The sequence below is a fragment of the Deinococcus planocerae genome (genome assembly GCF_002869765.1).
GTDB lineage: Bacteria > Deinococcota > Deinococci > Deinococcales > Deinococcaceae > Deinococcus > Deinococcus planocerae.
Genome location: NZ_PNOR01000025.1, coordinates 39,547 through 64,355, shown reverse-complemented (window position 1 = coordinate 64,355; position 24,809 = coordinate 39,547). Strand labels below are relative to the sequence as shown.

The following is a 24,809-nucleotide window of genomic DNA, read 5'->3' as shown; positions in this document are numbered from 1 at the left end:
GCCCGCAACACCGGGCTGGGCTGGCTGCTCGCCTCGGGGTTGACCCTGCTGTTCTCGCTGCTCGGTGCCCGTGGCGCCGCCACCCACCGCGCCATCGCCGCCCTCCCCGTCGACAACAACCTCCGCTAAGTCTCCTCTCTCCAGGCGCCGCTTCCAGACGGGGGCGGCGTTTCCTTTGTCCCCTACGCTGTCACCATGACCAGACCGCGCCGATTCCTCTCCCGCGGACGCCTGCTCTTCGCCGCGCTGCTCCTCGTGCCGCGTATCCGGGGGCGCGGTCGGAAGTCCGGCTGGACCGCGACCCGGGGCCGTTCATCGGTATTCGGCCCGTGGAAGGGAGGCAGGCACGCTGCCGGTCCGTTCCCTCCTCGCCGAGCGGGGCGGCCTGGAGCGGTTGCCGCCGAATACCCGGGTCACTGTCCTGCCCGGCGCCGTCCACGCTATTTCGGGCGCTACGGTCCGCGACGGGGCGGCGTGGCCTGCTCACCGTGGACCGCGCGACGACGGAAGGGTAGACCGTGCAGGTGGTTGGGTACTTCCCGAGGGGCGCCGAGGGGGCTGACTTTGTTACGCTCCCGGGTGTGAACGTCGTGATCAGCGTGGACATGGAGGGCGTGTGCGGGGTGTCAAGCTGGGTGCAGGTCAGCCCCCCCGAGTTCGGCGGGCTGGTGAGCGGCACCGAGTACCAGGCGGCGCGCGAACGCATGACGCGCGAGGCCGCCGCCGCAGCGCAGGGGGCCCTGGCGGGCGGCGCGACCGGAATACTTGTCAACGACTCGCACGACGGTATGCGCAACCTGCTTCCCGACCTCCTCCCCGAGGGGGTGCGCTACACCAGCGGAAGCGATAAGCCGCTCAGCATGGTGCAGGGGGTGCAGGAACCGGGGGTGGGCGCGCTGCTCTTCGTCGGCTACCACGCGCGGGCGGGCAGCGTTCGGGGGCCGCTGGCCCACACCTGGAACGGCTTTATCCGCAACGTGCGGGTGAATGGGCGCGACACGGGCGAGTACGGCCTGAACGCGCTCGTCGCCGGGCATTACGGCGTTCCGGTGGTCTTCGCCGCGGGGGACGACGTGGCGATGGCCGAGATCGGGGACGAACTGGGTGAGGAGGTCGTGCGCGTGGCGGTCAAGGAGGGGCTGAGCAGCTTCGCCGCCGTTCACCTGCACCCTGCCGAGGCCCGGCGCCGGATTCGGGAGGGAGCGGAGAAGGCCGTCCGCGCCGCACATGAGGCCAGACCGTACACGACCTCCTGGCCCGCCCGCGCCGAACTCGCCTTCAACCACCAGGCCCGCGCCGACCAGTGCGAGCGGGTGCCGGGCGTGGAGCGGGTGGACGGCGTGACCGTCGCGTGGGAGAGCCCGGATGCCCTGCATCTCTTCCAGACCTTCCGGATGCTGGCGAAGGTGGCGGAGGTGCGGCTGGACGGGTGAGGGCGGTCAATCCCAGAAGTTGAAAAGGGCGGCGCCCCGTGAGGCCGGTTTCCAGTGACGCACGCTGTAGGCTTCCCACCCGTTGCCCTGCCTGGACGCCAGGAGGGCTTCCAGTTCCCCGGCGGTCAGGGGGGAGGCGAGCCACTCCGGCTCTGGCAGGATCAGGAGGCCGTCCGCGCTCAGGGCGGCGAACAGGGGGCCGTCCGATTGATAGGTGCGCGGTTCCCCAAACGCTCCCTCATCCCCTTCGGGGACCACGGCCACCACACTGCCGCGACTCAAGGTGATACCGAGGGGGTTGCCGTACTGGTCATACCATCGCGTGCTCTCGAAACTTTGCAGACTGGACGGCTCCACCCTTTCCAGGGTCCAATCCTGCCTTCTCGCCAACTTGCTCAAGTGAGCCGCAACTTCAGCCGGGGCCAGCCGAACCGGGCCGTAACGCTGCATTACGAGGGGGTCCAGAACACTCGCATCGTCGCCGCGCAAAGACTCCCCTACCTCAACGCCACGAGCAGCCGCCCCACATCCGCCCGCCACACCGCCGCGTCCTCCTCGTCGGCCCACAGGTCGGGGAGTTCGCTGTCCGGGCCGAGCACACGCTCGACGGCGGCGCGGCCCAGGTCGCGCAGGGGTTCGAGGTCGGCGGGGTGGGCGCCCGAGAGCCACGCCCGCAGACCGGCGTCCGTAACGCGCTCAGTGTCGCCCGTCAGCCCGGCGGCCAGCACCTCAGCGGCGGCGAGGGCGCGGTGGCCCTCCTCGGCGGCCAGAAAGTCGGCGTCGGGGTCGAGGGCCACGTCGAACGCCTCGGCGAGGGCGACGGCGCCGTCCTGCACCACTTCCTCCGCGAAGGCCGCGCCCACTTCGTTCTCGAAACTGCCGATGCCCCAGACGTTCATGGGGTCATTCTGCCAGCCCACTTCGTAGCCAGTGGGCACGGTCAGGGCGGCCCTTCCTTTCGGTTTCCCGCGCCGCCCGTTCATGGTCGTAGGGGACGGCGTGGAAACGAACCTCCCAGCCCGCGCGCGTCTGGGTGAGCGTGGCGTAGCGCGCGTGCGGGCTGAAATTTTCCACGACGTAGGGATCAGGGGCAGCGTCGTAGGCGGGGAGCCCGACGCTCCCGGGATTGACAACGAGAGGCCCACCGGGAAGCTGCACCACGCGGGGTAAGTGGGTGTGCGCGCAGGCAACCACAGCCGCACGGATGTTCCCGAGCCGCGCCTGAATCTCCGGGATGGTGGCGGGTCTCGCCCCCTGCGGCGTGACGGTCAGCATCAGGTGGGTGGTATTGCTGGTCGGCGTCCCGTGACAACAGAACACGTCATCAAGGGTCAGCGTGAGGGGCAAGCCCGCCAGAAATGCCTGCTGTGTGGTGGAGAGCTGTAAATCAGGGTGCGCAACGTCCTGTTCCTCGTCGTGGTTGCCGCGCACGCCGGGAAAGGCCATCAGCCGCTCCACCGTGCCTGCGGGATCGACATTGCCCCACACGGTGTCTCCGAGGTTCACCGTGGCATCCACGTCCTGGCGGGCAATATCTTCCAGCACGGCATCCAGCGCGTACACGTTGGCGTGAACGTCGGCGATCAGGGCAAGGCGCATGGGGAATTCTACGAAGAGGAGCCGTTACCCTTTCTCCGCGAATGGAAAGGGGTCATCGTTCTCGTAGTGGTGATGCGGCTGGTACGCCGAGGAGAACCGTGCCCGGAACTTCGGCGTCTCATGCTCGGGCTTGGGCTTGAACTTGCCCTCGCCGACCACCCAGTCGTACACGCTGATGTCGAGCGGGTACCACGTCAGCGTGCCTGCCAGGCCGTGTTCACGGACCCAGGCTTCGGCCCGTTCCCGCGTCGTGAACACGGCGGCAGGGTGCTGAGCCCCCAAGCCCATGAACACCCACACCCCGGCCCGTTCCTGCACCATTCAGACGCCCGCCCGCTCCCGACCGTACCGCTCCTCCACGTACCGCTCCAGCAACTCCTGAAAGTCCTCGGCGATGCGCGGCCCCCGCAGCGTCGTCAGCAGCTTGCCGTCCTGGTATACCGGCGCGCGCGGGTCCTCGCCCGTGCCGGGCAGGGAAATGCCGATGTTGGCGTGCTTGCTCTCGCCGGGGCCGTTCACGATGCAGCCCATCACGGCCACCTGCATCTCCTCGACGCCGGGGTACCTCGCCTTCCAGACGGGCATCGCGTCCCGGATGTAGTCCTGAATCTTCTGGGCGAGTTCCTGAAAGAAGGTGGAGGTCGTGCGCCCGCAGCCCGGGCAGGAGGTCACCTGGGGGAGGAACTGACGCAGGCCGAGGCTCTGGAGCATCTGCTGGGCGACCTCCACCTCCAGCTTGCGGGGGGCGCCGGGCTCGGGGGTCAGCGAAACACGGATGGTGTCGCCGATGCCGTCCACGAGGAGGGGAGCGAGCGCCACGCTCGAAGCGACGATGCCCTTCATGCCCATGCCCGCCTCCGTCAGGCCGAGGTGCAGGGGGTAGTCGCACAGCGGCGCGAGCTGGCGGTAGACCTGCCACAGCTCGGGGGCGGAGCTGACCTTGACGGAGATGATGATTTTGTCGTGCGGGAGGCCGAGTTTCTCGGCGTAGCGGGCCGACTCCAGGGCCGAGACGACCATCGCGTCGATCATCACGTCGGTGCCGCTCTTGGGGCTGCCGCGCCGGGCGTTCTCGTCCATCAACCGGGCGAGGACCTGTTGATCGAGGGACCCCCAGTTCACGCCGATGCGGACGGGTTTGCCGAACGCCTTGGCGACCTCGATCATCGTGGCGAAGTTGGCGTCGTGGTGCTGCCCCGCGCCGACGTTGCCGGGGTTGATCCGGTACTTGGCGAGGAGACGGGCGGTCTCGGGGAACTCGGCGAGGAGGATGTGGCCGTTGTAGTGGAAGTCGCCGACGATGGGCACGTCGATGCCGACCTCGTGGAGCCGGGCGACGATCTCGGGAAGGGCGGCAGCGGCCTCGCGGGTGTTCACGGTCACGCGGACGATCTCGGACCCGGCGCGGGCGAGCTGGGCGACCTGGATCGCGGTGGCCTCGGCGTTGGCGGTGTCGGTGTTCGTCATGGACTGCACGACAACGGGGTGGGCGCTCCCCACGGGCACGTTCCCCACCCAGGTGGTGACGGTCTGGCGGCGGGCGGTCATGGCCCCAGTCTACGTGCGCGGGGCCGGGACGTTTCAGGCGGGGAGGGGATTTTCCGGGAAGCCCGCCGCCCGCCCCCTTGACCGGGCGCCCCCTCCCCTTCAGACTTGCGGCACGGTTCGGGGCCCGGCTCCGAGCGCGACAACCCGAAGGCAACGCTTGCCCGCCCGGCACGACCTCCTGTGGATGAAACAGGAGGGACCGTGCCGGGCGGCTCTTGAGACAGAACCGTGGAGGGCAGAGGGATGAACACGAACTGGGCGGGAGAGGCACAGCACGACCACACGCCGGGTTACACCGAACGGCTGGGCGCGGAGGTCGGCGAGACGGTCCGCATCCGGGTCCGGGTGACGCTCCCGGTCACCGAGGTCAAACTCAAGCTCGTGCGGGTGGGTGAGGTCGAGTTGCTCCCGGCGCGGGAGGTGACGGGGCTGGGCGGAGAAGGCCGCTGGTTCGAGGCCGAGCTGCCCGTCCACGAGGCGAGGGTCCGTTACGCCTGGCTGCTCCTCTTCCCCGACGACCACCTCAACCTCACCGGGCTGGGGTTGCACCACTCGCGGCGGGGCTTCCGCAACTGGTTCCAGTACCTCGCGGGGCACGTCTCGCCCGAGTGGGCGTGGCGCAGCGTCTTCTACCAGATCTTCCCCGACCGCTTCCGCAACGGCGACCCCGCGAACGACGTGCGGACGGGCGAGTACCTGTACGCCGGGCGGCCCGTCGAGCACGCCGAGTGGGGCTCGCCCATCACGAAGTCGGGCGACGTGCACGCGCACTACGGCGGCGACCTCCAGGGGGTCACGCAGGCCCTTCCGTACCTGCAAGACCTCGGCGTGAACGCCCTGTGGCTCACCCCGATCTTCGTCAGCCCGTCGAATCACCGCTACGACATCAGCAACTACCGGCACGTGGACCCGCACCTGGGAGGGGACGCGGCGTGGGAGGAGCTGTCGGCGGCGGCGGGTGAGGCGGGCATCCGCCTCGTGCTCGACGGCGTGTTCAACCACATGGGCAACGAGAACGGGCTGTTCCGGGCGGCGCTGGAGCGGGAGGACGCCCCCGAGCGGGCCCTTTTCACCTGGCGGGACGAGCCGGGCAAGCCGTCCTACCACGCCTTTTTCGACGTGCCGACCCTGCCGAAGATCGACTACCGCAACGAATTCGCGGTGCAGGAGTTCTTCAGCGGCGAGGAGAGCGTCGTGCGCCACTGGCTGCGGCAGGGGGCGGCGGGCTGGCGACTCGACGTGGCGCACATGATCGGGACGGGGGGAACGGACGAGGACAACCTCCCGCTGCACCGGGCTCTCAAGGCGGCGGCGCGGGAAGAGAGACCGGACGCCTACGTCTTCGGCGAACGCTTCTACGACCCCGAGCACGCGCTCGACGGGCGGGGCGAGGACGGGGCGATGAACTACCACGGCTTCGGCCTGCCGGTGATGCAGTGGCTCAGCGGCGAGACGCACCTGGGCGAGCCGAGCCGCCTGGATGGGGTAGAACTCGCCGACATCCTCTGGGACGCCTACCACGCCCTGCCGCCCCAGGTCGCGCTGAGCATGTTCAACCTCCTGGAGTCGCACGACATCTCGCGGGCTCTCAAACGTGTAGACGACGACCGCACCCGCTTCCTGGCCGCCTTCACGCTTCTGATGGGGTACGCGGGCGTGCCCTGCACGTACTACGGCTCGGAGATCGGCCTCTCACAGCACACGCGCGGCCAGATGCCGTGGTGCCGCGAGAGCATGCCCTGGGACGAGGCGAGGTGGGATCAGGAGTTGCGGGCGAGGGTCCGGGCCCTCATCCACCTGCGCCGCGAGACGCACGTCCTGCAAGAGGGGAACCTCCGCTTCCTGCACGCGGAGCCGGACGCGATGGCCTTCCTGCGCGAGTTCACGCACGCGGACGGGCGGGCAGAGCGGGCGGTCGTGCTTGCCAGCCGCCGCGGGGAGGGGCACGAGGTCACCCTCACCCTCCCGGGAGGCGAGTGGCGGGACGGGCTGAGCGGAGAGGTGCTTGAGGGCGGCGAGGTCAGGCTGAACGCGGCGGGGGGACGGATGCTGCTTCAGGGATGAGGGAGGCGAGCCAGCGGTCGGCCTCGCGGGGGGAGCGCAGCCGCACGACCCGGAGGTGCGGATACCCCGCGACGAGGCCGGGCATCTCCCGGCGCCGCTTCCAGTGGGTGCGGAAAAACCAGGCGAGGATGCCGTTCCGGGTCAGGAGGTTGACTCCCAGGTGCTCGCGGTTGCCGTTCCACAGCTCCTCGCGGGTCAGGCCCCGCCGCACGGTGCGCCGCAGCAACCTCCAGAAGACGAGCGGGGCCGGGTAATCCAGCCACACCAGCGTGTCGGCCCGCGTCCAGCCCAGGTCGCGGGCCTTGCTGTAGTTGCCGTCCATCACCCAGGCGGGCTGCGCGGTCAAGGCGTCCACCTGCGCGCGAAACTGCTCCGGCGGCGCCTCCTGCCAGCCGGGGAGGTGGTTCCAGGCGTCCTGCTCGCCGTGCGGCAGGCCCAGGCGGGCGGCCAGGGCGCGGGCGAGGGTCGTCTTGCCGCTGCCCGTGGTTCCGGTGACGAGGACACGCCGCATGGGGGGAGGAGAGCACGCCGGGCCGTGGAAAGGCATCGGCGAAATGACCGACCCCTCCCCCGCCGCGCTTGTTACACTCGTTTCCACATGGCACACGCATCCGACGGGCACCTGTACGCGCAGTGGGTCGAGCTTCTGGGCTGGCTGGAGGCGGAGGCCGCCGCGCGGGGTCTGGCCTTCCAGAAGGTCGCCGACTTCCCCGACTACATCTACCGCATGGAGCGCCCCTACGACCTGCCCACCACCGTCATGAGCGTGGCCCTGACGACGGGCGGCCAGCCTCTCCTCGTCGCGGCGGTCAGCCCCCGGCATGTGGACCTGAAGGGCGTGTCTTTACGGCTGATGGGCGGCAGCAAACACTGGCACCTGCACGCGGGCGAGCGCGGATTGCTGGAGGGCAAGCGCCCCTTCACCCGCGACCGGCTGGGGTTGATTCTCGACGGGGCGATGAAGGGGGTGGCGTAGGCTTTACCGCGCGTCCGGCGGCTTCCTCGCGTCCAGAATCAGGGAGACGAAGCCCAGGCGTCCCTCCCGGTTGCGGTGGTCGAGGCGCAGCGAGCGGTAGATCGGACCCGTCGCCACGTCCCACGGCTGGGCGTGAAAGCGGCCATCGTCGTCGCAGTATTCGAGCAATTCGACCGTGAAGCCCGCGCTCCGGAACACGTCGGCGAAGCGGCGGTGGTCGTACACGATCCTGTGGTCGGCGGCGGGGTGGTCCGCCGGGCCGGGACCGCCCACCTGCACGGTACGCTGGTATTCCGCGTCGGGAAAGTTGGCGTCGGGGACGGCGCAGCGCAGGAGGCCGCCGGGCCTCAGGAACTCGAAGCACAGCCGGGCGGCGGCGCGGCCCTCGTCCTCGGTCAGGTGTTCCCAGACGTGCTCGCACAGCAGGGCGTCGGCCCGTCGCTCACCGAACCACGCCTCCCAGGTCGAGCGGTCGAGGAGGTCGAGGTCTTCTCGCTGGGTGGGAATCCAGCCCTCCCACCGCTGCTCTCCTGCGCCGATGATGACCCGCAGGGGTTCGGAGTCGGGGGTCACGGGTCGCCTCACAGCACCCGGAAGGCCACGAAGCCCGCGCCGATCCCGATCAGGGTACCCACCAGTACCTCCAGGTACGTGTGCCCGAGGAGCACCTTCAGCGGCAGCGGCGCAAAGCCCTCGCGGACGACGGCGCGCAGTTCCTCCACGAGTTCGTTGAGCAGCCGGGCCTGCACGCCGCTGGAGTGGCGCACGCCGGTGGCGTCGTACATGACGATCAGGGCGAAGACGGCACTCGCGGCGAACAGGGGGCTGCCGAGGCCCTGGGTGAGGGCCACGCCGGTGGAGAGGGCGGCGACCATCGCGGAGTGGCTGCTGGGCATCCCGCCCGTTTCCATCGCGGCGATGGGGCGCCAGCGGCGCTCGACGAGGAGGATCAGGAGAACTTTGACGACCTGCGCGCCCGTCGAGGAGAGGACGGCGGTCCACAGCCAGCGGTTCCCGAGGAGGTCATCGAAGGAGGTGTTCACACGCGGGAAGGAGTCTAGCGTGCCGCCTGCCGTGACGCCGCCGTCACCGTGTTCGCCAGGAGCTGAGCAATCGTCATCGGGCCCACACCTCCCGGCACCGGTGTGAGGGCCCCCGCCACCCCCGCCACGTCCGGGTGGACGTCGCCCGTCAGGCGCGCCTTGCCGTCAGGGTCCACAACGCGGTTGATGCCCACGTCGATCACGGTCGCCCCCGGCTTCACCATCTCCGGGGTGATCAGGTGCGGGCGGCCCACGGCGGCGATCAGGAGGTCGGCCTCCCGCGTCACCGCACCCAGGTCGCGGGTGCGACTGTGGGCGACGGTGACGGTCGCGTCGGCGTTCAGGAGCAGCGCCGCCATCGGTCGCCCGACGATGTGGCTGCGGCCCACGATCACCGCGCGCTGCCCGGCAACGGGGATGCCGTAGTGCTCCAGCAGGAACATGATCCCGGCGGGCGTGCAGGGGGTCAGGCCCCCGCGCCCCGCCCACAGCTCCCCCACGTTGACCGGGTGGAAGCCGTCCACGTCCTTGCGCGGGTCGATGGCGTGGAGGACGGCCTGCTCGTTGACGTGCGGCGGCAGGGGAAGCTGGACGAGGATGCCGTTCACCGACTCGTCCGCGTTCAGCTCGGCGATCAGGGCGAGGAGGTCGGCCTGCGGGGTCGTCTCGGGCAGGGCGTGGACGGTGCTCCTGAGCCCCACCTCGCGCGCCTTGCGGTCCTTGCCGCGCACGTAGCTCACGCTGGCGGGGTCGTCGCCGAGCCGCACCATCACGAGGGTCGGCGGGGAGGGCAGCCGGGCGGCGCGGGCGCAGACGGAGGCGAGCAGCGCCGCCGCGGCGGGGGGTCCGGCGAGGACGCGGGCGGTCGTGGCCGTCACCCCTGCCCCTCCGCCTCGTCCCCCTGCGCGGCCTTCGGGGCAGTGTTCAGGCCGCGGCTCAGGCCCGCCAGCACCCCGTTCACGAAGCGGCCCGAGTCCTCGCCGCCGAACTTGCGGGCGATGCGCACGGCGCTCTCGATGACGGGCGGGTGCGGCTCGGGCGTGTACATGAGCTCAAAGGTCGCCAGCCGCAGGATGTTGAGGTCGGTCTGGGCCATCTGCTCGAAGCTCCAGCCGCGAATGGTGCGGTGCAGCGTCCCGTCGAGGTCGTCGCGGTGGTCCCTGAGTCCGTCCACGAGCTGCCGCGCAAAAGCGAGGGCCTCCTCGTTGAGCTTCGGGAAGGTGTCGTCCCCCTCGCGCATGGCGCCCTCGGCGCGGGTGAACACGGCGTCGAGCGGCACGTTGCCCCGCTCGGCCTCGAACAGCACCCGGAAGGCGAACTCGCGGGCGGCGCGGCGGGTGCCGACGGGCTGGGCGGCTTTCTCGCGGCGGCGGGTCATACTTCCTCCGGGAAGCAGGCGCGTGACGCCTGCTTCCCCGAGCGGAGCGAGCAGGAGCCGGCTCCCCTTTCGTGAAACGCAGGGCATGACTGCGCATTCCCGGCAGGCCCGGAGTGGAGCGGAAGGGGAGTCAAGCGTTCCCCTTCGGCAGGGTCACGCCCAGCACCGTCACGTTCACGGCCCGCACCTTCAGGCCGGTCATCAGCTCCACGTTCTCGGCCACCGCCTGCTGCGCCTGCCGCGCCACCCCGACGAGGTTGCGCCCGTACTCCACGTTCAATCCCACGTCCACGGTCACGTTCTGCCCGTCGCGGCTCACCCTGAGGGACCGGGGGCGGCGCGGTCCCCCACCCTGCTGGCGTAAGGCCTCCCCGACCTCGCTGGGCCTGAGGCTCGCGGGCGCGACCTCGATGCCCTCGATCCCGTCGAGGGTCGTCTGCGCGATGTCCGTCAGGACACTCCTGCTGATCTCCACTTCCATGCTTCTCGCCTCCGGTGGGCCGCGACTCTGGGGCAGCCCGGCAACGGGAGACAGTGTAGCGGGGGAGGGCTGCGCCGTGAGTGGTCAGTGGGCAGTGGTGGGTGGATCGTGGATGCCGGCCTCCCCATCTGGCAAGTGCGCCACTCCGGTGGCCCAGCGGGGCAAGCACCACGGACCACTACCCACTCACCACTCCCCGTTCCTCCAGCAGCGCCGCGAGCCCCGCCTCGTCCAGCACCTCCGTCTCCAGCTCGCGCGCCCGGTCGAGCTTGCTGCCCGCGTCCTCCCCGGCGATGAGGTAGTCGGTCTTCTTCGTCACGCTGCCCGTCACGCGGGCGCCCTCGCGCTCCAGCAGGGCCTTGATCTCCTCGCGGGGGCGGGAGAGAGACCCGGTGATCACGAAGTTCAGGCCCGCCAGAGCGGCGCCGCGCTCCACGCTCTCCTCGACCGGGTTGACCCCGTGCTCACGCAGGCGGCGCAGGAGCCCCCGCATGTTCTCGTCGGTCAGCGCGGCGGTCACACTCCCCGCGAGGGTGGCGCCCATCCCCGAGATCGCCTCGATCCGCTCGGGTGTGGCGGCCAGCAACGCGTCGAGCGTCCCGAACTCGCGGGCGAGGGTCTGCGCACCCCGCTCCCCGACGTGAGAAATCCCGAGGGCGTTGATCAATCTCCACAGGGGCCGGGTCTTGCTCGCCTCCAGTTGGGCGAGAACGTTCGCCGCCTTCTTCTCGCCGCTGCGCTCCAGCTCGGCGAGTTGCTCGGCGCTCAGCGTGTAGAGGTCGGCGGCGTCCTTCACCAGGCCCACGCTGAGGAGTTGCTCGATCATGCGGTCGCCCAGCCCGCGCACGTCCATTGCCCCCTTGCTCACGAAGTAGCGCAGCCGCTCGTACTGCTGGGCCGGGCAGGCGGGGTTGGGGCAGTAGGTGTTCGCGTCCCCCTCCGCCCGCACCGCCTCATGAGCACACTCGGGGCAGTGGGTGGGGAACTCGAAGGGCACCGCGCCCTCGGGCCGCCTCTCCAGGACCACCCGCATGATCTGGGGGATCACGCCGCCCGACTTGCGGACGACCACCGTGTCCCCGATTCGCAGGTCCATGCCTGCGATGTAGTCCTCGTTGTGCAACGTCGCGCGGCTGACGGTGCTCCCCTCGATCAGCCGCGGAGAGAGGTGCGCCAGCGGCGCGAGTTTCCCGGTGCGGCCCACGTTGATGACGATGTGTTCGAGGACCGTCTCGACCTCCTCCACCGGGAATTTGTAGGCGATGGCCCACCGCGGCGCCCGGCTGGTGAAGCCCGCCTCGTCCTGGAGGTTGAGGGAATCGAGCTTCAGGACGGTGCCGTCCGCATCGAACTCGAAGCCCGCGCGCCCCTCGGTCATCCGGCGGTGGTAGTCGGCGGCGGCCAGGGTCCCGGTGAAGGTCTCCGTGTAACGGCTGGTGGGGAAGCCGTGCCCGGCGAGCCAGGTCAGCAATTCCGACTGCGACCGCACGGGCACCCCGTCCCGTTTGCCCAGGCTGTAGAACAGCGCCCCCAGGTTGCGGCTGCGGGTCACCTCCGGGTCCTTCTGCCGCAGCGCCCCGGCGGCGCCGTTGCGGGGATTCTTGAGGAGAGGCGTGCCCAGCTCCTCCGCCCGCGCGTTGTAGGCGGCGAAGTCGGCCCGCGAGAGGTAGACCTCGCCGCGCACCTCCAGTTCCCCCTTCAGCCCCGGCAGGGTGCGCGGGATGCCCGGCACGGTGAGGACCTGCTCGGTCACCATCTCGCCCGTCACGCCGTTGCCGCGGGTGGCGCCCCACTGGAGCACGCCGTCCACGTAGTAGAGGTTCACGCTCAGGCCGTCGATCTTGAGTTCGCCGGTGTAGGTGAACCCGTCGTAGTCGGGGGGGAGGTTCAGCGCGCGGGCCAGCTTCTCCTGCCACTCGCTCAACTCCTCGTCGTCGAACACGTTGTCGAGGCTGGTCATGGGGGTGGGGTGGTTGACGTGCTGGAAGGCCCCGCTGGGCGCCCCGCCGACCTGTCCGGTGGGGGTCTCGCCGACGGCCCACTCGGGGTGCAGTTCCTCCATCGCCCGCAGTTCCCGCACCATCCGGTCGTACACGTCATCGGGAATCTCGGGGGCGTCCTGCTCGTGGTACGCGCGAGCGTGGTGCTCGACCTCGGCGCGCAGGGCGCGGTACTGTTCCTCCGTGACATCGGCGTGGACGGCGGCGGACGTGTCTGGGACGGCTTGATCCATGAGGGGAAGCGTAGCACCGGGGTCGAATGGGGGCGGGTGCGCTTTCCTTCAGTCTCGGGAGGCCGCCACTCGCCGCGTGCCCAGGGACTCGAAGGGCCGCAGGACGTATCCGCCCGGGTCCAGCACCACGAACCGACGGTTCCCGGCCTCCCGGTCCCCCTGCCGATACCAGCGGTCTTCGAGGGGCAGGAGGACCCGGCTTTCCTCCTGAAGAATCCGCCCGTACCTCGTCTCCACATCCTCCACCTCGATCTGGAGGTGCAGGCCGCGCCCGAAGGGGTGTTCCAACTCCCCGGCGATGAAGGTCCGCGCCGGGTCGGTCGTCTGCCCCAGCATCAGCTCCGCCCCGTCCAGGTCGAGGGAGGCGAAGCGGTCCTCGCGGCGGGCATAGACGACCCGGAAGCCGGGAACCCGCGTGTAGAAGTCCAGCGAGGCGGCGAAGTCGGAGGTACACAGCTCGGGGACGATGCGGGGGCGGGCACGCCCCCCATCCTGACGCGGGGGCGGCGGAGGGGGCGGAGGCTGAAAGAAGCGCGTGCAATTGTGCCGTCGTCTCTCACCCGTCTCAGCCCATCTTGAGAGAGCTACAACTCAGAGACGCCACTTCATCCCGTATACTCTGGACTGGGTTCAAGCAAAATCAAGAACACCCGATCCCCTTCCTCGGAGGATACCGAATGAAGAAATTTCTGACGCTGGCCCTGGCCCTCACCACCACCCTCGCCGCCTCGCCCCTCGGCCAGGCGCAGGGCGCCCTGCGCGTGGGCATGGCCTACGACGCGGGCGGCAAGTTCGACCGCTCCTTCAACCAGAGTGCCTACGAGGGCGGGGCGCGCGCCGTCAAGAACCTCGGCGTGCAGCTCAAGGACTTCGAGCCCGGCGACCCCAGCCAGGTGATTCAGGGCATCCGCTCCTTCGCCAACGAGGGCTTCGACCTCACCGTCGGCGTGGGCTTTGCGAACAACGCCTCCATCACGCAGGTCGCCAAGGAGAACCCCGACCTGTACTTCGGCCTCGTGGACGACGTGAGCCCGCAGAAGAACGTGGCGAGCCTCGTCTTCGCCGAGCAGGAGGGCAGCTACCTGGTGGGCTACCTCGCGGGGCTGAATTCCTCGACGGGCGTGGTGGGTTTTGTCGGCGGCATGGACATCCCCCTGATCCACAAGTTCGAGGCCGGGTACACGGCGGGCGTCAAGGCCGCCAACCCCCGCGCCCGCGTGATCGCCCAGTACGTCGGCACCACGCCGGAAGCCTGGAACAACCCCGGCAAGGCCAAGGAGATCGCGGCCTCCATGCGCGCCCGGGGCGCGGACATCCTCTTCGCGGCGGCGGGGGCGAGCGGCAACGGCGTGATCGACTACGTGCGGCAGACCCAGTGCCTCAAGGCCAACCAGCTTCCGAGCGGCGTGCGCTTTGCCTCGAACAACTTCGCCAATGTCGCGAAGAGCGCCTCCTACCGTCAGGCGTGCGCGGCCAACACCCGCCCGATGTTCTTCATCGGCGTGGACTCCAACCAGAACTACCTCGGCGACTTCGACAAGAACCCCGCCACCATGAACCACGGCCTGACCTCCATGCTCAAGCGGGTGGACAACGCCGTGTACTCGCTGATCAACGACGTGAAGAACAACCGCTTCCGGGGCGGTGAGCGCCGATTCGGCCTCAAGGAAGGCGGCGTGGGCTACGCGGTCGACCAGTACAACCGCGCCCTGATCCCCAGCGCTCAGGTCGCCCGCGTCGAGGCCGCCAAGGCTGGCATCATCGCGGGCCGGATCAAGGTGCCCACGAAGTAACCCGGACGTCCCCTTCAGGGAGGCGGGCCCACGCGGCTCGCCTCTCTTCTTGCTTTGTGGGGAGGGGTAGACTGCCCCCCATGAACCGCCAGCCCGAGGTCGCGCTCGCCCTGGTGCGCGCGGGCGTCGGCGTGGTCTTTGCTTGGCACGGGGCCGACAAGATTTTCGGGACGGGGCTGGAGGCGGTCACCGCACAGTTCGGAGGCTGGGGGGTGCCCCTCCCCCTCCTCACCGCCCCGCTCGTCGCCGTGCTGGAACTCGCAGGTGGGGTGCTCATCGTGCTCGGGCTCGGCGCTCGGCCCATCGCGGCGGCCCTGGGGGCCCAGATGCTGGCGGCGATCTGGTTCGTCCACCGGGAGGGCGGGTTTTTCGCGCCGCGCGGGGTGGAACTGCCCCTGCTGCTGCTCGTCGGCTGTGCGGCGGTGGCGCTGGGCGGGCCGGGGTGGCTCTCGTTGGGGGGCCGGAGGCCGTCTCCCCCGCCCAGGGCCCAGGCGAAACACCCCGCCAGGAAGGGGAAGGCTTGAGACGCTCCCGGCGCCTGTTCATCAGGCGGCCCCGGAGCGTGTGACCCGGCAACGCCGTCAGGCTGAGCCCTTCGCCGCACTCTGCTTCGCACCTTTCCAAGTCAGGGGACCCATTCTTCCGTCAAACGCTCCGGGGCGGGGTCCACAAAGCCTGTCACCCTGGGCAAAGCGCAGGGTCCCAACATCTGGGGATGTTTCGCTGGCGCTCCAGATGACCATGCTGATGCGCTGCGACGTGGGGCGGCGGGCGAGCCTCTTCGTCCGTCACACGCTCCCGGCGCCCTCCATCTTTGCGTTGACCGGGCCTCCCCTACACTCCGGCCAAGGCTCGAACGAGACCGAGAGCCCCCGACTTTCCTACGGACCGAGGACACCGAATGAAAAGATTGCTGACGCTGACGCTGGCCGTTACCACCGCCCTCGCCGCCTCGCCCCTCACCCTCGCGCAGGACACCGTGCGGGTGGGCATGGCCTTCCACGCGGGGGGCAAGTTCGACGGAAGCTTCAACCAGGCCGCCTACGAGGGGGGCCAGCGGGCCGCCAGAACTCTGGGCGTGCAGGTCAAGGACTTCGAGGCCGGGGACCCCAGCCAGGTCGTGGGGGGCATCCGCGCCTTCGCACGCGAGGGCTTTGACCTCACCGTCGGGCTGGGCACGGTCAGCAACGCCTCGGTCACCCAGGTCGCCCGGGAGAACCCGGAGTTGCACTTCGGTCTGGTGGACGACGTGAGCCCCGCCCCGAACGTCGCCAGCCTGACCTTCGCCGACGAGCAGGGCAGCTACCTGGTGGGGTACCTCGCCGGGCTGAACACCAGCACGGGCGTCGTGGGCTTCGTGGGCGGCATGGACGTGCCGGCGGTCCACCGCTTCGAGGCCGGGTACACGGCGGGCGTGAGGGCGGCCTACCCGGGAGCGCGCGTCGTCACGCAGTATCTGGGCACCACCCCCGACGCCTGGACCAACCCCGGCAAGGCGAAGGAGGTCGCGGCCTCCCTGCGGGCCCGGGGGGCGGACATCCTCTTCACGGCGGCGGGGGCGAGTGGGAACGGGGTCATCGACTACGTGCGGCAGACCCAGTGCCTCCGGGCGGCGGACCTCCCGGCGGGCGCGAGATTCAAGTCGAACAACTTCGCCCGCGTGCCCAAAAGCGCCGCTTACCAGAGGGCCTGCGCGGACGACACCCGGCCCCTCTTCTTCATCGGCGTGGACCGCAACCAGAACCCGCAGGGCGACTTCGACCGGAACCCCGCCACCCTCAACCACGGCCTGACCTCGATGATGAAGCGGGCGGACAACGCCGTGTATGCCCTGATCCGGGAGGTCCGGGACGGCGAATTCAAGGGGGGCGTGCGCCGTCTCGGACTCAGGGAGGGTGGCGTCGGGTACGCGGTGGACCGGTACAACCGCGCCCTGATCTCCCCCGCCCAGGTCCTGCGCATTGAGGCCGTCAAGGCTGGAATCATCGCGGGCCGGATCAAGGTGCCCACCCGGTAGTGTCGGAACATTCGGTTGGGGCGGTTCGGCATGGCCGCCTCTCTCCTCCAGCCTGGTTCTCCGCGAAAGAGGCGGAGGCCACGGTTAAGGTCGTGCCCGCCCCTCCCGTCTCCCAGCCGCACGCCCACCCCTTCCGGGGTGTTAGAATGGCCTGTTTCAGAGCGAAGGGGCCCCCGGTCCTTACGCGGTCAACAGAACCCCTCGCGGCGAGCGGAAGGTGGATTTAGCCCCACCGACACGGCGCCGCCCTCAAAGGAGCCTGAGTTTGCAGAACCAGAACCTAGTGGTGCGCGGGGCGCGGGAGCACAACCTCAAGAACGTGACGGTCGAGCTGCCGCGCGACAAGTTCGTGGTGATCACGGGCGTGTCGGGCAGCGGCAAGAGCACGCTCGCCTTCGACACGATCTACGCCGAGGGCCAGCGGCGCTACGTCGAGAGCTTAAGCGCCTACGCCCGCCAGTTCCTCGGCCTGATGGAAAAGCCCGACGTGGAGGCCATCGAGGGGCTCTCGCCCGCCATCTCCATCGACCAGAAGACGACGAGCCACAACCCCAGGAGCACGGTCGGCACCGTCACCGAGATACACGACTATCTGCGCCTGCTGTACGCGCGGGTGGGCACCCCGTACTGCCCGGTCTGCGGGCGCAAGATCGAGAAGCAGTCGCCGAGCGAGATCACGGACCGATTGCTCGCGCAGTTCGGGGACACGCGCGCGATCCTCCTCGCCCCGGTCGTGCGTGGGCGCAAGGGCGAGTACCGCAAGCTGCTCGCTGACCTGCGGCGCGAGGGCTTCGCGCGCGTGCGGGTGGACGGCACCCTCTACGAGCTGGAGGAGGCCGAGAAGCTCAAGCTGGAGAAGTTCGAGAAGCACGACGTGGACGTGGTGGTGGACCGAGTGACCCTGCGCGAGTCCGACCGCAGCCGCATCGCGGAGAGCGTGGAACTCGGGCTGCGGCGGGGCGAGGGGCTGCTGCGCGTCCTGATGCCCGACGCGGGCGAGGGGGGCACACCGCTGGAAGAACTCTTTTCCGAGAAGTTCGCCTGCCCGGAGCACGGCAGCGTGCTGGAGGAACTCGAACCGCGCTCCTTTTCCTTCAACAACCCCTACGGCGCGTGCGGCGACTGCGCGGGGCTGGGGAGCAAGCAGGAGTTCTCGCCGGACCTGGTGGTGGACGAGAACCTGAGCGTCGCGGAGGGGGCGATCCTCCCCTGGAGCAAGAAGGGCACGGGCGGCGGCGTGTACTACTGGGACAAGCTCAAGGCGCTCGCCGAGCACCTGGAGTTCGACCTCAAGACGCCGTGGCGCGACCTGCCCGAGAAGGCCAAGCACGCGATCCTGCACGGGCCGGGCGAGCCCTTCGAGGTGATCTACCGGCGGGGCGGCAAGGAGACGATGCGCTTCACGACCGAGTTCGAGGGCGTCCTGCCCAACCTGGAGCGGAGATTTGCCGACACCGAGTCGGAGTTCATGCGCGAGAAGCTCGAGGAGATGATGGAGCTGCGCCCCTGCCCGACCTGCGACGGCACCCGGTACAAGCCCGAGATCCTGGCGGTGCGGGTGGGCGGCCTGAACATCTCGCAGGCGAGCGGCATGAGCGTGCTGGAGTCGGACGCCTTCTTCCAGGGCCTCCAGGCGGGCGCTCTCGACCACGCGGCCATCGAGCCCCACCTCCACGGGCACCTCGGCGGCACGGCGAGGGCGCACCCGCCCCGGCGCTACGAGTACGGCCTGAACGAGTTCGGGGCGGCGGTCGGGGAACCGATCCTGCGGGCGATCCGCACCCGGTTGAGGTTCCTGGTGGACGTGGGGCTCGATTACCTCAGCCTCGACCGCACGGCGAACACCCTCTCGGGCGGGGAGGCGCAGCGCATCCGCCTCGCCACGCAGGTCGGCTCGGGGCTGACGGGTGTGCTGTACGTCCTCGACGAGCCCTCCATCGGCCTGCACCCCAAGGACAACGGGCGCCTGATCGGCACGCTGAAGAACCTGCGCGACCTGGGCAACACCCTGATCGTCGTCGAGCACGACGAGGACACCATGCTGGAGGCGGATTATCTCGTGGACATGGGGCCGGGCGCGGGCGTGCACGGCGGCGAGATCGTGGCGGTCGGGACACCTGAGCAGGTGCGGGAGAACGAGGGCAGCCTGACGGGCAAGTACCTGCGCGGCGAGCTGAAGATCGAGGTGCCCGCCACCCGCAGGCGCGGGAACGGCAAGCGGCTCAAGGTGATCGGCGCCCGCGAGCACAACCTCAGGAACGTGAGCATCGACATCCCGCTGGGGACGATGACGGTCGTGACTGGGCCTTCGGGGTCGGGCAAGTCCACGCTGATCCACGACATCCTGCACGCGACCCTCGCCCGCGAGCTCAACCGGGCGAAGACGACGCCAGGGCGCTACGACCGCATCGAGGGGATGGAGCACCTCGACAAGGTGATCGAGATCGACCAGAGCCCCATCGGGCGGACGCCGAGGAGCAACCCGGCGACGTACACGGGCGTCTTCACCGAGATCCGCGACCTCTTCACCCGGACGCCGGAAGCGCGGAGGCGCGGCTACCAGTCGGGTCGTTTCTCCTTCAACGTCAAGGGCGGACGCTGCGAGCACTGCAAGGGCGACGGGGTGATGAAGATCGAGATGAATTTCCTCCCCGACATCTACGTGCCGTGCGAGGTCTGCAAGGGGGCGCGCTACAACCGCGAGACGCTGGAGGTCAAGTACAACGGCAAGACGATCTCCGAGGTGCTCGACCTGACGGTGGAGGACGCCCGCGCCTTTTTCGAGAACATCCCCGGCATCGAGCGCAAGATGACGCTGCTGTGCGACGTGGGGCTGGGCTACATGCGGATCGGGCAGCCCTCGACCACGCTCTCCGGCGGCGAGGCGCAGCGCATCAAGCTCGCCACGGAACTCAGCAAGCGGGCGACCGGGAAGACGATCTACATCCTCGACGAGCCGACGACGGGGCTGCACTTCGAGGACGTTCGCAAGCTGATGGAGGTGCTGCAACGGCTGGTGGAGGGCGGCAACACCCTGCTGGTGATCGAGCACAACCTCGACGTGATGAAGTGCGCCGACCACCTCATCGACCTGGGGCCGGAGGGCGGCATCCGGGGCGGGACGGTGGTGGCGACGGGGACGCCCGAGCAGATGGCCGCCCACCCCACGAGCCACACGGGCGAGTACCTGCGCCGGGTGCCGGGCATCGTGCCCGCCGAGGCGCCCGAGAACGCGGAGCTCGCCCTCGCCGTGCCCGACAAGAAGCCCCGCGCGAAGAAGGCGGTGGGCGCGTGACGGGGACGGCCTCCCCGGCGCGACCGAAACGGCGGGCCCGCCTCAACCCGGGCCCCGCGCGGGTGTCGCCGGTCTGGACCGTACTGCGGCTGCTCGGTGGCTGCGCGGCAGTGGCGGCGCTGGCGTACCTGCTGTGGACCTGGCCGCCGACCGACTGGCCCATGCGGCTGCTCTTCTGGGTGGGGCTGACCATCCTGGCGGACGAGTTCGGCGGGTGGTTCGGCTATCTGGGGGCCGCGCTGGGGGGGCTGCCGTTTTTCGTCCCGGGCCTGCTGACCTCGCAGTGGACGGTGATCGTGCCGCTGGTGGGCGGGGCCCTGCTCGCGCTGCTGCTCGTGAAGCATTCGGGGGGGGCCTTCGTGCTGCCCTTCGCCGCCGCCGTCTTCGCGCTACCGCTGCTGGCGGTGGGGCGGTACGGCACGAAGCTCGACCCGGAGCTGACCCTGCCCGCCAACGCGACCTTCCAGCGCACGGCGCTGACCGCCATGCTCGCCGGGCTGGCCTTCAGCTTCGTGCGCCAGCTCGTCGGGGTGGCGTGGCGGTACGCGGCGCGCAGACGGGCGAGGCGCGCGGCGCTGGCGTCGGCCCCTGCCACGCCCGTTCCCGCGGCGGGCGCGGCCCCCGTCCCCCCGGCCTCGCCCGAGCCGCTGACGGTGACGACGGCCACCGAGGTCATCACGGTGACCGCCGCGCCCGAGGACGGGCAGGTCGGCCTGCCGGGGAGCCACCGGGAGTCGGGGCGGCACGGCTGAGGCTCGCCTCAGGGGTGGGGCCGACCGGAGGGGCCGGGGTGGAAACGCTCCGGCCCCTTCGCCCTGGCTCAGCCCTTCAGCGGGCGGGTGACCCCCCGCGGCCCACGCTCAACTCCGGCGGCCTGGCCCACGGGGACCTCGCCGTGCGCCCTCACCGCGCTCGCCGCGGGCCGCGGGGACGCGGCACACAGGAGGTCGGGGCTTTCCCCCCCGGCGGCGAAGTCCAGCCCGTGCGCCCGGATTTCTAACGGGGGCCGGCGGTACACTGCCGGGGTGACCAGACTCCAGGGCAACAACCAGGGCCGCACGGTGCTCGTGATCGGCACGCTGATCGCCGCCGTCCTCATCGCGCTCGCGCTGTTCGCGGTGCGCGGCAGGCCCAGCGCCGGGGAGGGGCAGACGGTCAGGTTCGACCTGACGGGCCAGCCCGTGCTCGGGCGGGAGGACGCGCCCGTCACCCTGGTGGTGTTCGAGGATTTCAAGTGCCCCAACTGCAAGCGCTTCGAGGAGGAGTTCATGCCCCAGATTCGCTCGCAGTACCTCGACACCGGGAAGGCGAAGCTCGTCTCGCTGAATTTCCCCTTCCTGGCCGAGGCGGCCCGCCTGCCGGTGGACGACAGCAAGCTCGCCGCGCAGGCCGCCGAGTGCGCTTTTGTGCAGGGGGGCAGCGAGGCCCACGAGCGGATGCGGCAGATCATCTTCCGCGCGCAGGGTCCGGAAAGTCAGGTCTGGGCCACCAAGGCCCGCCTCAAGGAGCTGGCCGGAAGCGTCGAGGGCATCGATCAGGCCCGCTTCAACACCTGTCTCGACAACGACGAGACCGCCGCCGCCGTGGACGCCGACGAGCGGCAGGCGCGCGAGGCCGGAGTCGGCGGCACGCCCAGCATCTACGTGAACGGCAAGCTCCTCCCGAGCTACGACGCGGCGACCGTCGGGGCCGCCATCGACGCCGCCCTCCAGTAAGGGTCGGGCGTGACCCGCGACAACCGCCTTTACCTTGCCTGGGTCGTGGCGCTCGCCGCCACCCTGGGCAGCCTGTACTTCAGCGAGGTGCGCGGCTTCGCGCCGTGCGTCCTGTGCTGGTTTCAGCGCGTCGCCATGTACCCTCTCGCCCTGCTGCTGGGCATCGCGGCCCTGCGCGGCGACCTGAGCATCCGGGCCTACGCGGTGCCCCTCGCCGTGCTCGGCTGGCTCGTCGCCCTCGTGCACAACCTGGAAGACTGGGGCGTGATCGAGACCCTGCGCGTGTGCAGCGCCGCTTCCTCCGTGCCCTGTAATGTCCACTGGCCGGTGTGGGGAGGGCCGCTCGCCAACCTCAATTCGGTCCTCACCATCCCCGCCCTCGCCCTGATCGCCTTCACGCTGATCGTCGGGCTGCTCGGCTGGGGACGGGAGCGGAGGTTGTAGGAGCCGATTGGGTTTTAGAGCATTTGACGGAAGAAGTGTCACCCTGAACGAAGTGAAGGGTCTCGGTCGGCAGGTTAGAGATGCCTCGCTATGCTCAGCGTGACAGTATTTTTGTAGTGAATGTCCTAGAACAAATTTAGGCTCGATTCGGAATTACTATATATTTTTCCTGTGGGTCGTAGACCACCAAGCCCCATCGGTAAGCCCGCTCCTCTATCAAATCAGCCACAACGTCTGCGACCGACCATCGAATCGAAAAGACGACTCCTCCCCTTGTGACCTGCGGTGTTACGGACCACACCGCCTTCTTCGGGTCGTCAAGATCCTTCTCGGCTAAATCCTCCAGGGCGGGATAAGTCCTGAAAATGTCGCTCAAGAATCCGGCAACCCCATGCTCAGGGAGGGTATCGACTTGCGAATCCCCCTCGCAGAGCTGCTCATAAATCGTCTGCGCTTCACGACTGCTCTTAGGGATGGGCGAGTGCCACACTGCCAGATCGAAACTCATATCGTCTTGATCCTACTTAATGGCGTGGACAGGCACCAAAGCCGACCTTCAGCGTCCCTACACCGGCCTCCCCGCCATCATGAAACTCGCCGTCATGCCGCCGTCCACGGTCAGGATCGCGCCCGTCACGAAGCTCGACTCGGGGCTGCCCAGGAAGTAGATCGCCCGGGCGACCTCGCGCGGCTCGCCGAGGCGGCGCAGGGCGTGGAGGTCCTCGTAGTCGCGGCGGGTCTGCTCCGGGTTCTCGCTGCCGTGGATGGCCTGCATGACGCCTTCCGTGGCGATGGCGCCGGGGGCGACGGCATTGACCCGCACGCCGCGCGGGGCGAGGTCGAGGGCCATCGCGCGGGTGAGGTTGACCAGCCCGCCCTTGCTGGCGTTATAGGCGGCGTTGTTCTGCTCGGCGAAGAGGCCCTGCACGGAAGCGACGTTCACCACCGCGCTCCCCGGCCCCATCAGGTCGAAGAGGGTGCGCGTGAGGAGCAGCGGCGCGGTGAGGTTCACGCCCAGAGCGCGCATCCAGCCGCGCTCGCTGACCTCCAGTACGCCGCCGTGTGCGCCCTGGTACGCGGCGTTGTTCACGAGCACCCCCACGGCGCCCAGGGGCCGCGCCGCCCGCAGGATGCGCTCGCGCCCGGCGGCGGTGCTCACGTCCGCCCGCACCCGCGGCTGCCCGCGCAGCACCGGGGGCATGCCCAGGTCCACGCTCAGCACCCGGTGCCCCCGCTCGGCGTACAGCTCCGCGACCGCCCGCCCGATCCCCCGCGCCGCGCCCGTCACGATCACCGTGCCGGACTCCCCCGGTGATGTCGGCGTCCCCTCTCCCCCGGCGGCCTTCCCCTTGCCCGTCATGTCCGTAGTGTGCAGGGCCGTGAGGTCAGGCGGAGAGTGGGTTAAGGCGTGCTTAAGGTGTGGCACATGGTCCGGTCAGCCTTCGCCGTGAGATGGCGCCCAGACAGTCGTAGCGCAGGCCACACACCCTGCGCTCAGCCCGCACAATCTCATGTCTCCGGGGGTCAACTCATCCCCGCCCGTGCTCTCCTGTCCCCATGCGTCAATTGGGAGTGCGCGCCGTGTTGGGCGCGTTGTTGTTGGGTTCGACGGCTCTGGCCTCCATCGAGAACGACTTCTCCGCCGTCTTGAAGTTCGGCCCCCGGGTGACGGGCACTCCGGCGAACGAGCAGGCCCGCACGTACCTGGAAGGGCAGTTCCGCGCCCTGGGGTACACCACCCGCCGCGAGGCCTTTTCCTACCCGCGCTTCGACGACCTCGGCTCGGACGTGCGGGTGGGCGAGCGGACCCTGCGGGGAGTTGCCCTCCAGGGGAGCGCGGGCGGGGAGGTCAGCGCGCCCGTCGCCCTCGTGCCCGGTGTCGGCACCCCCGAGGAGTTCCGGGGAGCGGACGTGCGGGGCAAGGTCGCCGTGGTGCGGCGCGGGCAGATTCCCTTCGCGCAGAAGGCCCGGAACGCCCTGGCGGCGGGGGCGCGGGGCCTGATCGTCGTGAACAACGCGGACGGGGAGCTGCGCGGGGGCACCCTCGGCGAGCGGGTGGAGCTGCCCGTGCTGGGGGTCTCGGCGGCCACCGGGGCGGGCCTGCGCGCGGGGCAGCCGGTCACGCTCGCGGTGCGGGTGCGCCAGGGCGACGTGCGCGGCGTGAACGTGGTCGCCTTCAAGACGGGGGTGACGCGGCCCGAGCTGCTCTTCGGCGCCCACATGGACTCGGTGGCCGGGGCGCCGGGCGCGAACGACAACCTCTCGGGCACGCTCGCGGTGCTCGACCTCGCGCGCCGCGCGGTGAACACGCCGCTCGCCGCCCGCAGCTATTTCGTCCTCTTCGACGGCGAGGAGGACGGCTTGCGCGGCTCGCGCGCCTTCGTGAAGGACAACGCGGCCCTGGTGGGGGGCTTGCGGGCCATGTTCAACTTCGACATGGTGGGCGTGAACGTCGACCCCCTCGGCGTGAGCGGCGACGACGCGCTCGTGAACGCCGCGCGGGAGGCGAACCCCGCCCTGCGCTCCTTCTCGGGCGGGGGCGGCGGGAGCGACCACGCCTCCTTCGCGCAGGCGGGGGTGGCGACCCTCTTCTTCCACACGGGCATCGACCCCAACTACCACCAGCCGGGCGACACCGTGCTCGACCCCGCGCTCGTCCGGCAGACGGTGGACGCGGCCCTGAAGACCGTGGACGCCGTGCTGAGCGCCGCGCCCGCCAGCCGCTGACCGGGAAGGCGAAACGGTGAGGGGGAGAGGCCACCGCACCTCTCCCCCACTGCCTTGCCCGCG

26 protein-coding genes are annotated in these 24,809 nt (G+C 69.9%); 11 read left to right on the top strand and 15 right to left on the bottom strand.

Annotated elements, in window-relative coordinates; all coding sequences use genetic code 11:
- The first annotated feature begins 581 nt into the window (after positions 1-581).
- Complete coding sequence (locus tag A7B18_RS14720; protein WP_102127454.1) at positions 582-1,433, top strand: M55 family metallopeptidase; 852 nt, start codon at positions 582-584, stop codon at positions 1,431-1,433.
- Between the two features lie 6 nt (positions 1,434-1,439).
- Here A7B18_RS14720 and A7B18_RS14715 read toward each other — a convergent pair whose 3' ends face one another.
- The 5 genes from A7B18_RS14715 to ispG form a co-directional block, all read right to left on the bottom strand.
- Positions 1,440-1,790, bottom strand: coding sequence for a hypothetical protein (locus tag A7B18_RS14715; protein WP_102127453.1), 351 nt, complete (start codon positions 1,788-1,790; stop codon positions 1,440-1,442).
- A 140-nt stretch (positions 1,791-1,930) separates the two neighbouring features.
- Complete coding sequence (locus A7B18_RS14710; protein WP_102127452.1) at positions 1,931-2,332, bottom strand: DUF4259 domain-containing protein; 402 nt, start codon at positions 2,330-2,332, stop codon at positions 1,931-1,933.
- Positions 2,333-2,336: 4 nt separating this feature from the next.
- Positions 2,337-3,032, bottom strand: a complete 696-nt coding sequence (locus A7B18_RS14705) for a metallophosphoesterase family protein (protein ID WP_102127451.1) — start codon at positions 3,030-3,032, stop codon at positions 2,337-2,339.
- Between the two features lie 24 nt (positions 3,033-3,056).
- Entirely contained in the window at positions 3,057-3,353 is a 297-nt protein-coding gene (locus A7B18_RS14700; RefSeq protein ID WP_102127450.1) for a DUF7710 domain-containing protein, read from the bottom strand.
- On the bottom strand, positions 3,354-4,580 hold the full coding sequence (ispG, locus tag A7B18_RS14695; RefSeq protein WP_102127449.1) for a flavodoxin-dependent (E)-4-hydroxy-3-methylbut-2-enyl-diphosphate synthase: 1,227 nt from the start codon (positions 4,578-4,580) through the stop codon (positions 3,354-3,356).
- A 243-nt stretch (positions 4,581-4,823) separates the two neighbouring features.
- Between ispG and A7B18_RS14690 the strand changes: the two genes are divergently transcribed.
- Positions 4,824-6,644, top strand: a complete 1,821-nt coding sequence (locus A7B18_RS14690) for an alpha-amylase family glycosyl hydrolase (RefSeq protein ID WP_102127448.1) — start codon at positions 4,824-4,826, stop codon at positions 6,642-6,644.
- On the opposite strand, the gene A7B18_RS14685 is transcribed toward A7B18_RS14690, so the two are convergent.
- On the bottom strand, positions 6,601-7,155 hold the full coding sequence (locus A7B18_RS14685; RefSeq protein ID WP_102127447.1) for an AAA family ATPase: 555 nt from the start codon (positions 7,153-7,155) through the stop codon (positions 6,601-6,603). The genes A7B18_RS14690 and A7B18_RS14685 overlap by 44 nt on opposite strands.
- An 87-nt stretch (positions 7,156-7,242) precedes the next feature.
- Between A7B18_RS14685 and A7B18_RS14680 the strand changes: the two genes are divergently transcribed.
- A complete protein-coding gene (locus tag A7B18_RS14680; protein ID WP_102127446.1) occupies positions 7,243-7,620 on the top strand; it encodes an NADH-quinone oxidoreductase subunit 15 in 378 nt (125 codons plus the stop codon).
- Positions 7,621-7,623: 3 nt separating this feature from the next.
- Here the strand turns inward: A7B18_RS14680 and A7B18_RS14675 are convergent, their stop codons facing one another.
- The 7 genes from A7B18_RS14675 to A7B18_RS14645 form a co-directional block, all read right to left on the bottom strand.
- Positions 7,624-8,193 (bottom strand): class I SAM-dependent methyltransferase, encoded by a 570-nt coding sequence (locus A7B18_RS14675; RefSeq protein WP_102127445.1) that lies wholly within the window; start codon positions 8,191-8,193, stop codon positions 7,624-7,626.
- Between the two features lie 8 nt (positions 8,194-8,201).
- Positions 8,202-8,663: a divergent PAP2 family protein gene (locus tag A7B18_RS14670; protein WP_102127444.1), complete on the bottom strand. Its 462-nt coding sequence runs from the start codon at positions 8,661-8,663 to the stop codon at positions 8,202-8,204.
- 14 nt (positions 8,664-8,677) lie between these two features.
- Positions 8,678-9,541, bottom strand: a complete 864-nt coding sequence (folD, locus tag A7B18_RS14665; RefSeq protein ID WP_102127443.1) for a bifunctional methylenetetrahydrofolate dehydrogenase/methenyltetrahydrofolate cyclohydrolase FolD — start codon at positions 9,539-9,541, stop codon at positions 8,678-8,680.
- On the bottom strand, positions 9,538-10,041 hold the full coding sequence (gene nusB, locus A7B18_RS14660) for a transcription antitermination factor NusB (RefSeq protein ID WP_102127442.1): 504 nt from the start codon (positions 10,039-10,041) through the stop codon (positions 9,538-9,540). The genes folD and nusB overlap by 4 nt, the downstream gene beginning before the upstream one ends.
- 130 nt (positions 10,042-10,171) lie before the next feature.
- Positions 10,172-10,522, bottom strand: coding sequence for an Asp23/Gls24 family envelope stress response protein (locus A7B18_RS14655; protein ID WP_102127441.1), 351 nt, complete (start codon positions 10,520-10,522; stop codon positions 10,172-10,174).
- 178 nt (positions 10,523-10,700) lie between these two features.
- The gene (gene ligA, locus A7B18_RS14650; protein WP_102127440.1) at positions 10,701-12,755 is read right to left on the bottom strand and encodes an NAD-dependent DNA ligase LigA; all 2,055 of its coding nucleotides are present in this window, start codon (positions 12,753-12,755) and stop codon (positions 10,701-10,703) included.
- A gap of 48 nt (positions 12,756-12,803) precedes the next feature.
- Positions 12,804-13,211, bottom strand: coding sequence for a VOC family protein (locus A7B18_RS14645; protein ID WP_281260164.1), 408 nt, complete (start codon positions 13,209-13,211; stop codon positions 12,804-12,806).
- A gap of 221 nt (positions 13,212-13,432) precedes the next feature.
- Here A7B18_RS14645 and A7B18_RS14640 point away from each other — a divergent pair, with 221 nt between their 5' ends.
- From A7B18_RS14640 to A7B18_RS14610, 7 genes are all read left to right on the top strand, one after another.
- Entirely contained in the window at positions 13,433-14,548 is a 1,116-nt protein-coding gene (locus tag A7B18_RS14640) for a BMP family lipoprotein (RefSeq protein WP_102127438.1), read from the top strand.
- An 80-nt stretch (positions 14,549-14,628) separates the two neighbouring features.
- Positions 14,629-15,072 (top strand): DoxX family protein, encoded by a 444-nt coding sequence (locus tag A7B18_RS14635; RefSeq protein WP_102127437.1) that lies wholly within the window; start codon positions 14,629-14,631, stop codon positions 15,070-15,072.
- Positions 15,073-15,449: 377 nt separating this feature from the next.
- Positions 15,450-16,565, top strand: a complete 1,116-nt coding sequence (locus A7B18_RS14630; RefSeq protein ID WP_102127436.1) for a BMP family lipoprotein — start codon at positions 15,450-15,452, stop codon at positions 16,563-16,565.
- 265 nt (positions 16,566-16,830) lie between these two features.
- Positions 16,831-19,860, top strand: coding sequence for an excinuclease ABC subunit UvrA (gene uvrA / locus A7B18_RS14625; RefSeq protein WP_102127435.1), 3,030 nt, complete (start codon positions 16,831-16,833; stop codon positions 19,858-19,860).
- Complete coding sequence (locus A7B18_RS14620; protein WP_245872901.1) at positions 19,857-20,612, top strand: hypothetical protein; 756 nt, start codon at positions 19,857-19,859, stop codon at positions 20,610-20,612. Before uvrA ends, A7B18_RS14620 begins: the two co-directional genes overlap by 4 nt.
- 273 nt (positions 20,613-20,885) lie before the next feature.
- The gene (locus A7B18_RS14615) at positions 20,886-21,575 is read left to right on the top strand and encodes a DsbA family protein (protein ID WP_102127434.1); all 690 of its coding nucleotides are present in this window, start codon (positions 20,886-20,888) and stop codon (positions 21,573-21,575) included.
- Positions 21,576-21,584: 9 nt separating this feature from the next.
- Positions 21,585-22,019 carry a disulfide bond formation protein B gene (locus tag A7B18_RS14610; protein WP_102127433.1) on the top strand — a complete coding sequence of 145 codons (435 nt, stop codon included), beginning with the start codon at positions 21,585-21,587 and terminating at the stop codon, positions 22,017-22,019.
- A gap of 136 nt (positions 22,020-22,155) precedes the next feature.
- Here A7B18_RS14610 and A7B18_RS21505 read toward each other — a convergent pair whose 3' ends face one another.
- Both A7B18_RS21505 and A7B18_RS14605 read right to left on the bottom strand, forming a co-directional pair.
- A complete protein-coding gene (locus A7B18_RS21505) occupies positions 22,156-22,527 on the bottom strand; it encodes a hypothetical protein (protein WP_146009551.1) in 372 nt (123 codons plus the stop codon).
- A 57-nt stretch (positions 22,528-22,584) separates the two neighbouring features.
- Entirely contained in the window at positions 22,585-23,379 is a 795-nt protein-coding gene (locus A7B18_RS14605; protein ID WP_102127432.1) for an SDR family NAD(P)-dependent oxidoreductase, read from the bottom strand.
- Positions 23,380-23,576: 197 nt separating this feature from the next.
- Here A7B18_RS14605 and A7B18_RS14600 point away from each other — a divergent pair, with 197 nt between their 5' ends.
- Positions 23,577-24,746: a M28 family peptidase gene (locus A7B18_RS14600; protein ID WP_102127431.1), complete on the top strand. Its 1,170-nt coding sequence runs from the start codon at positions 23,577-23,579 to the stop codon at positions 24,744-24,746.
- The last annotated feature ends 63 nt before the right edge of the window (positions 24,747-24,809 follow it).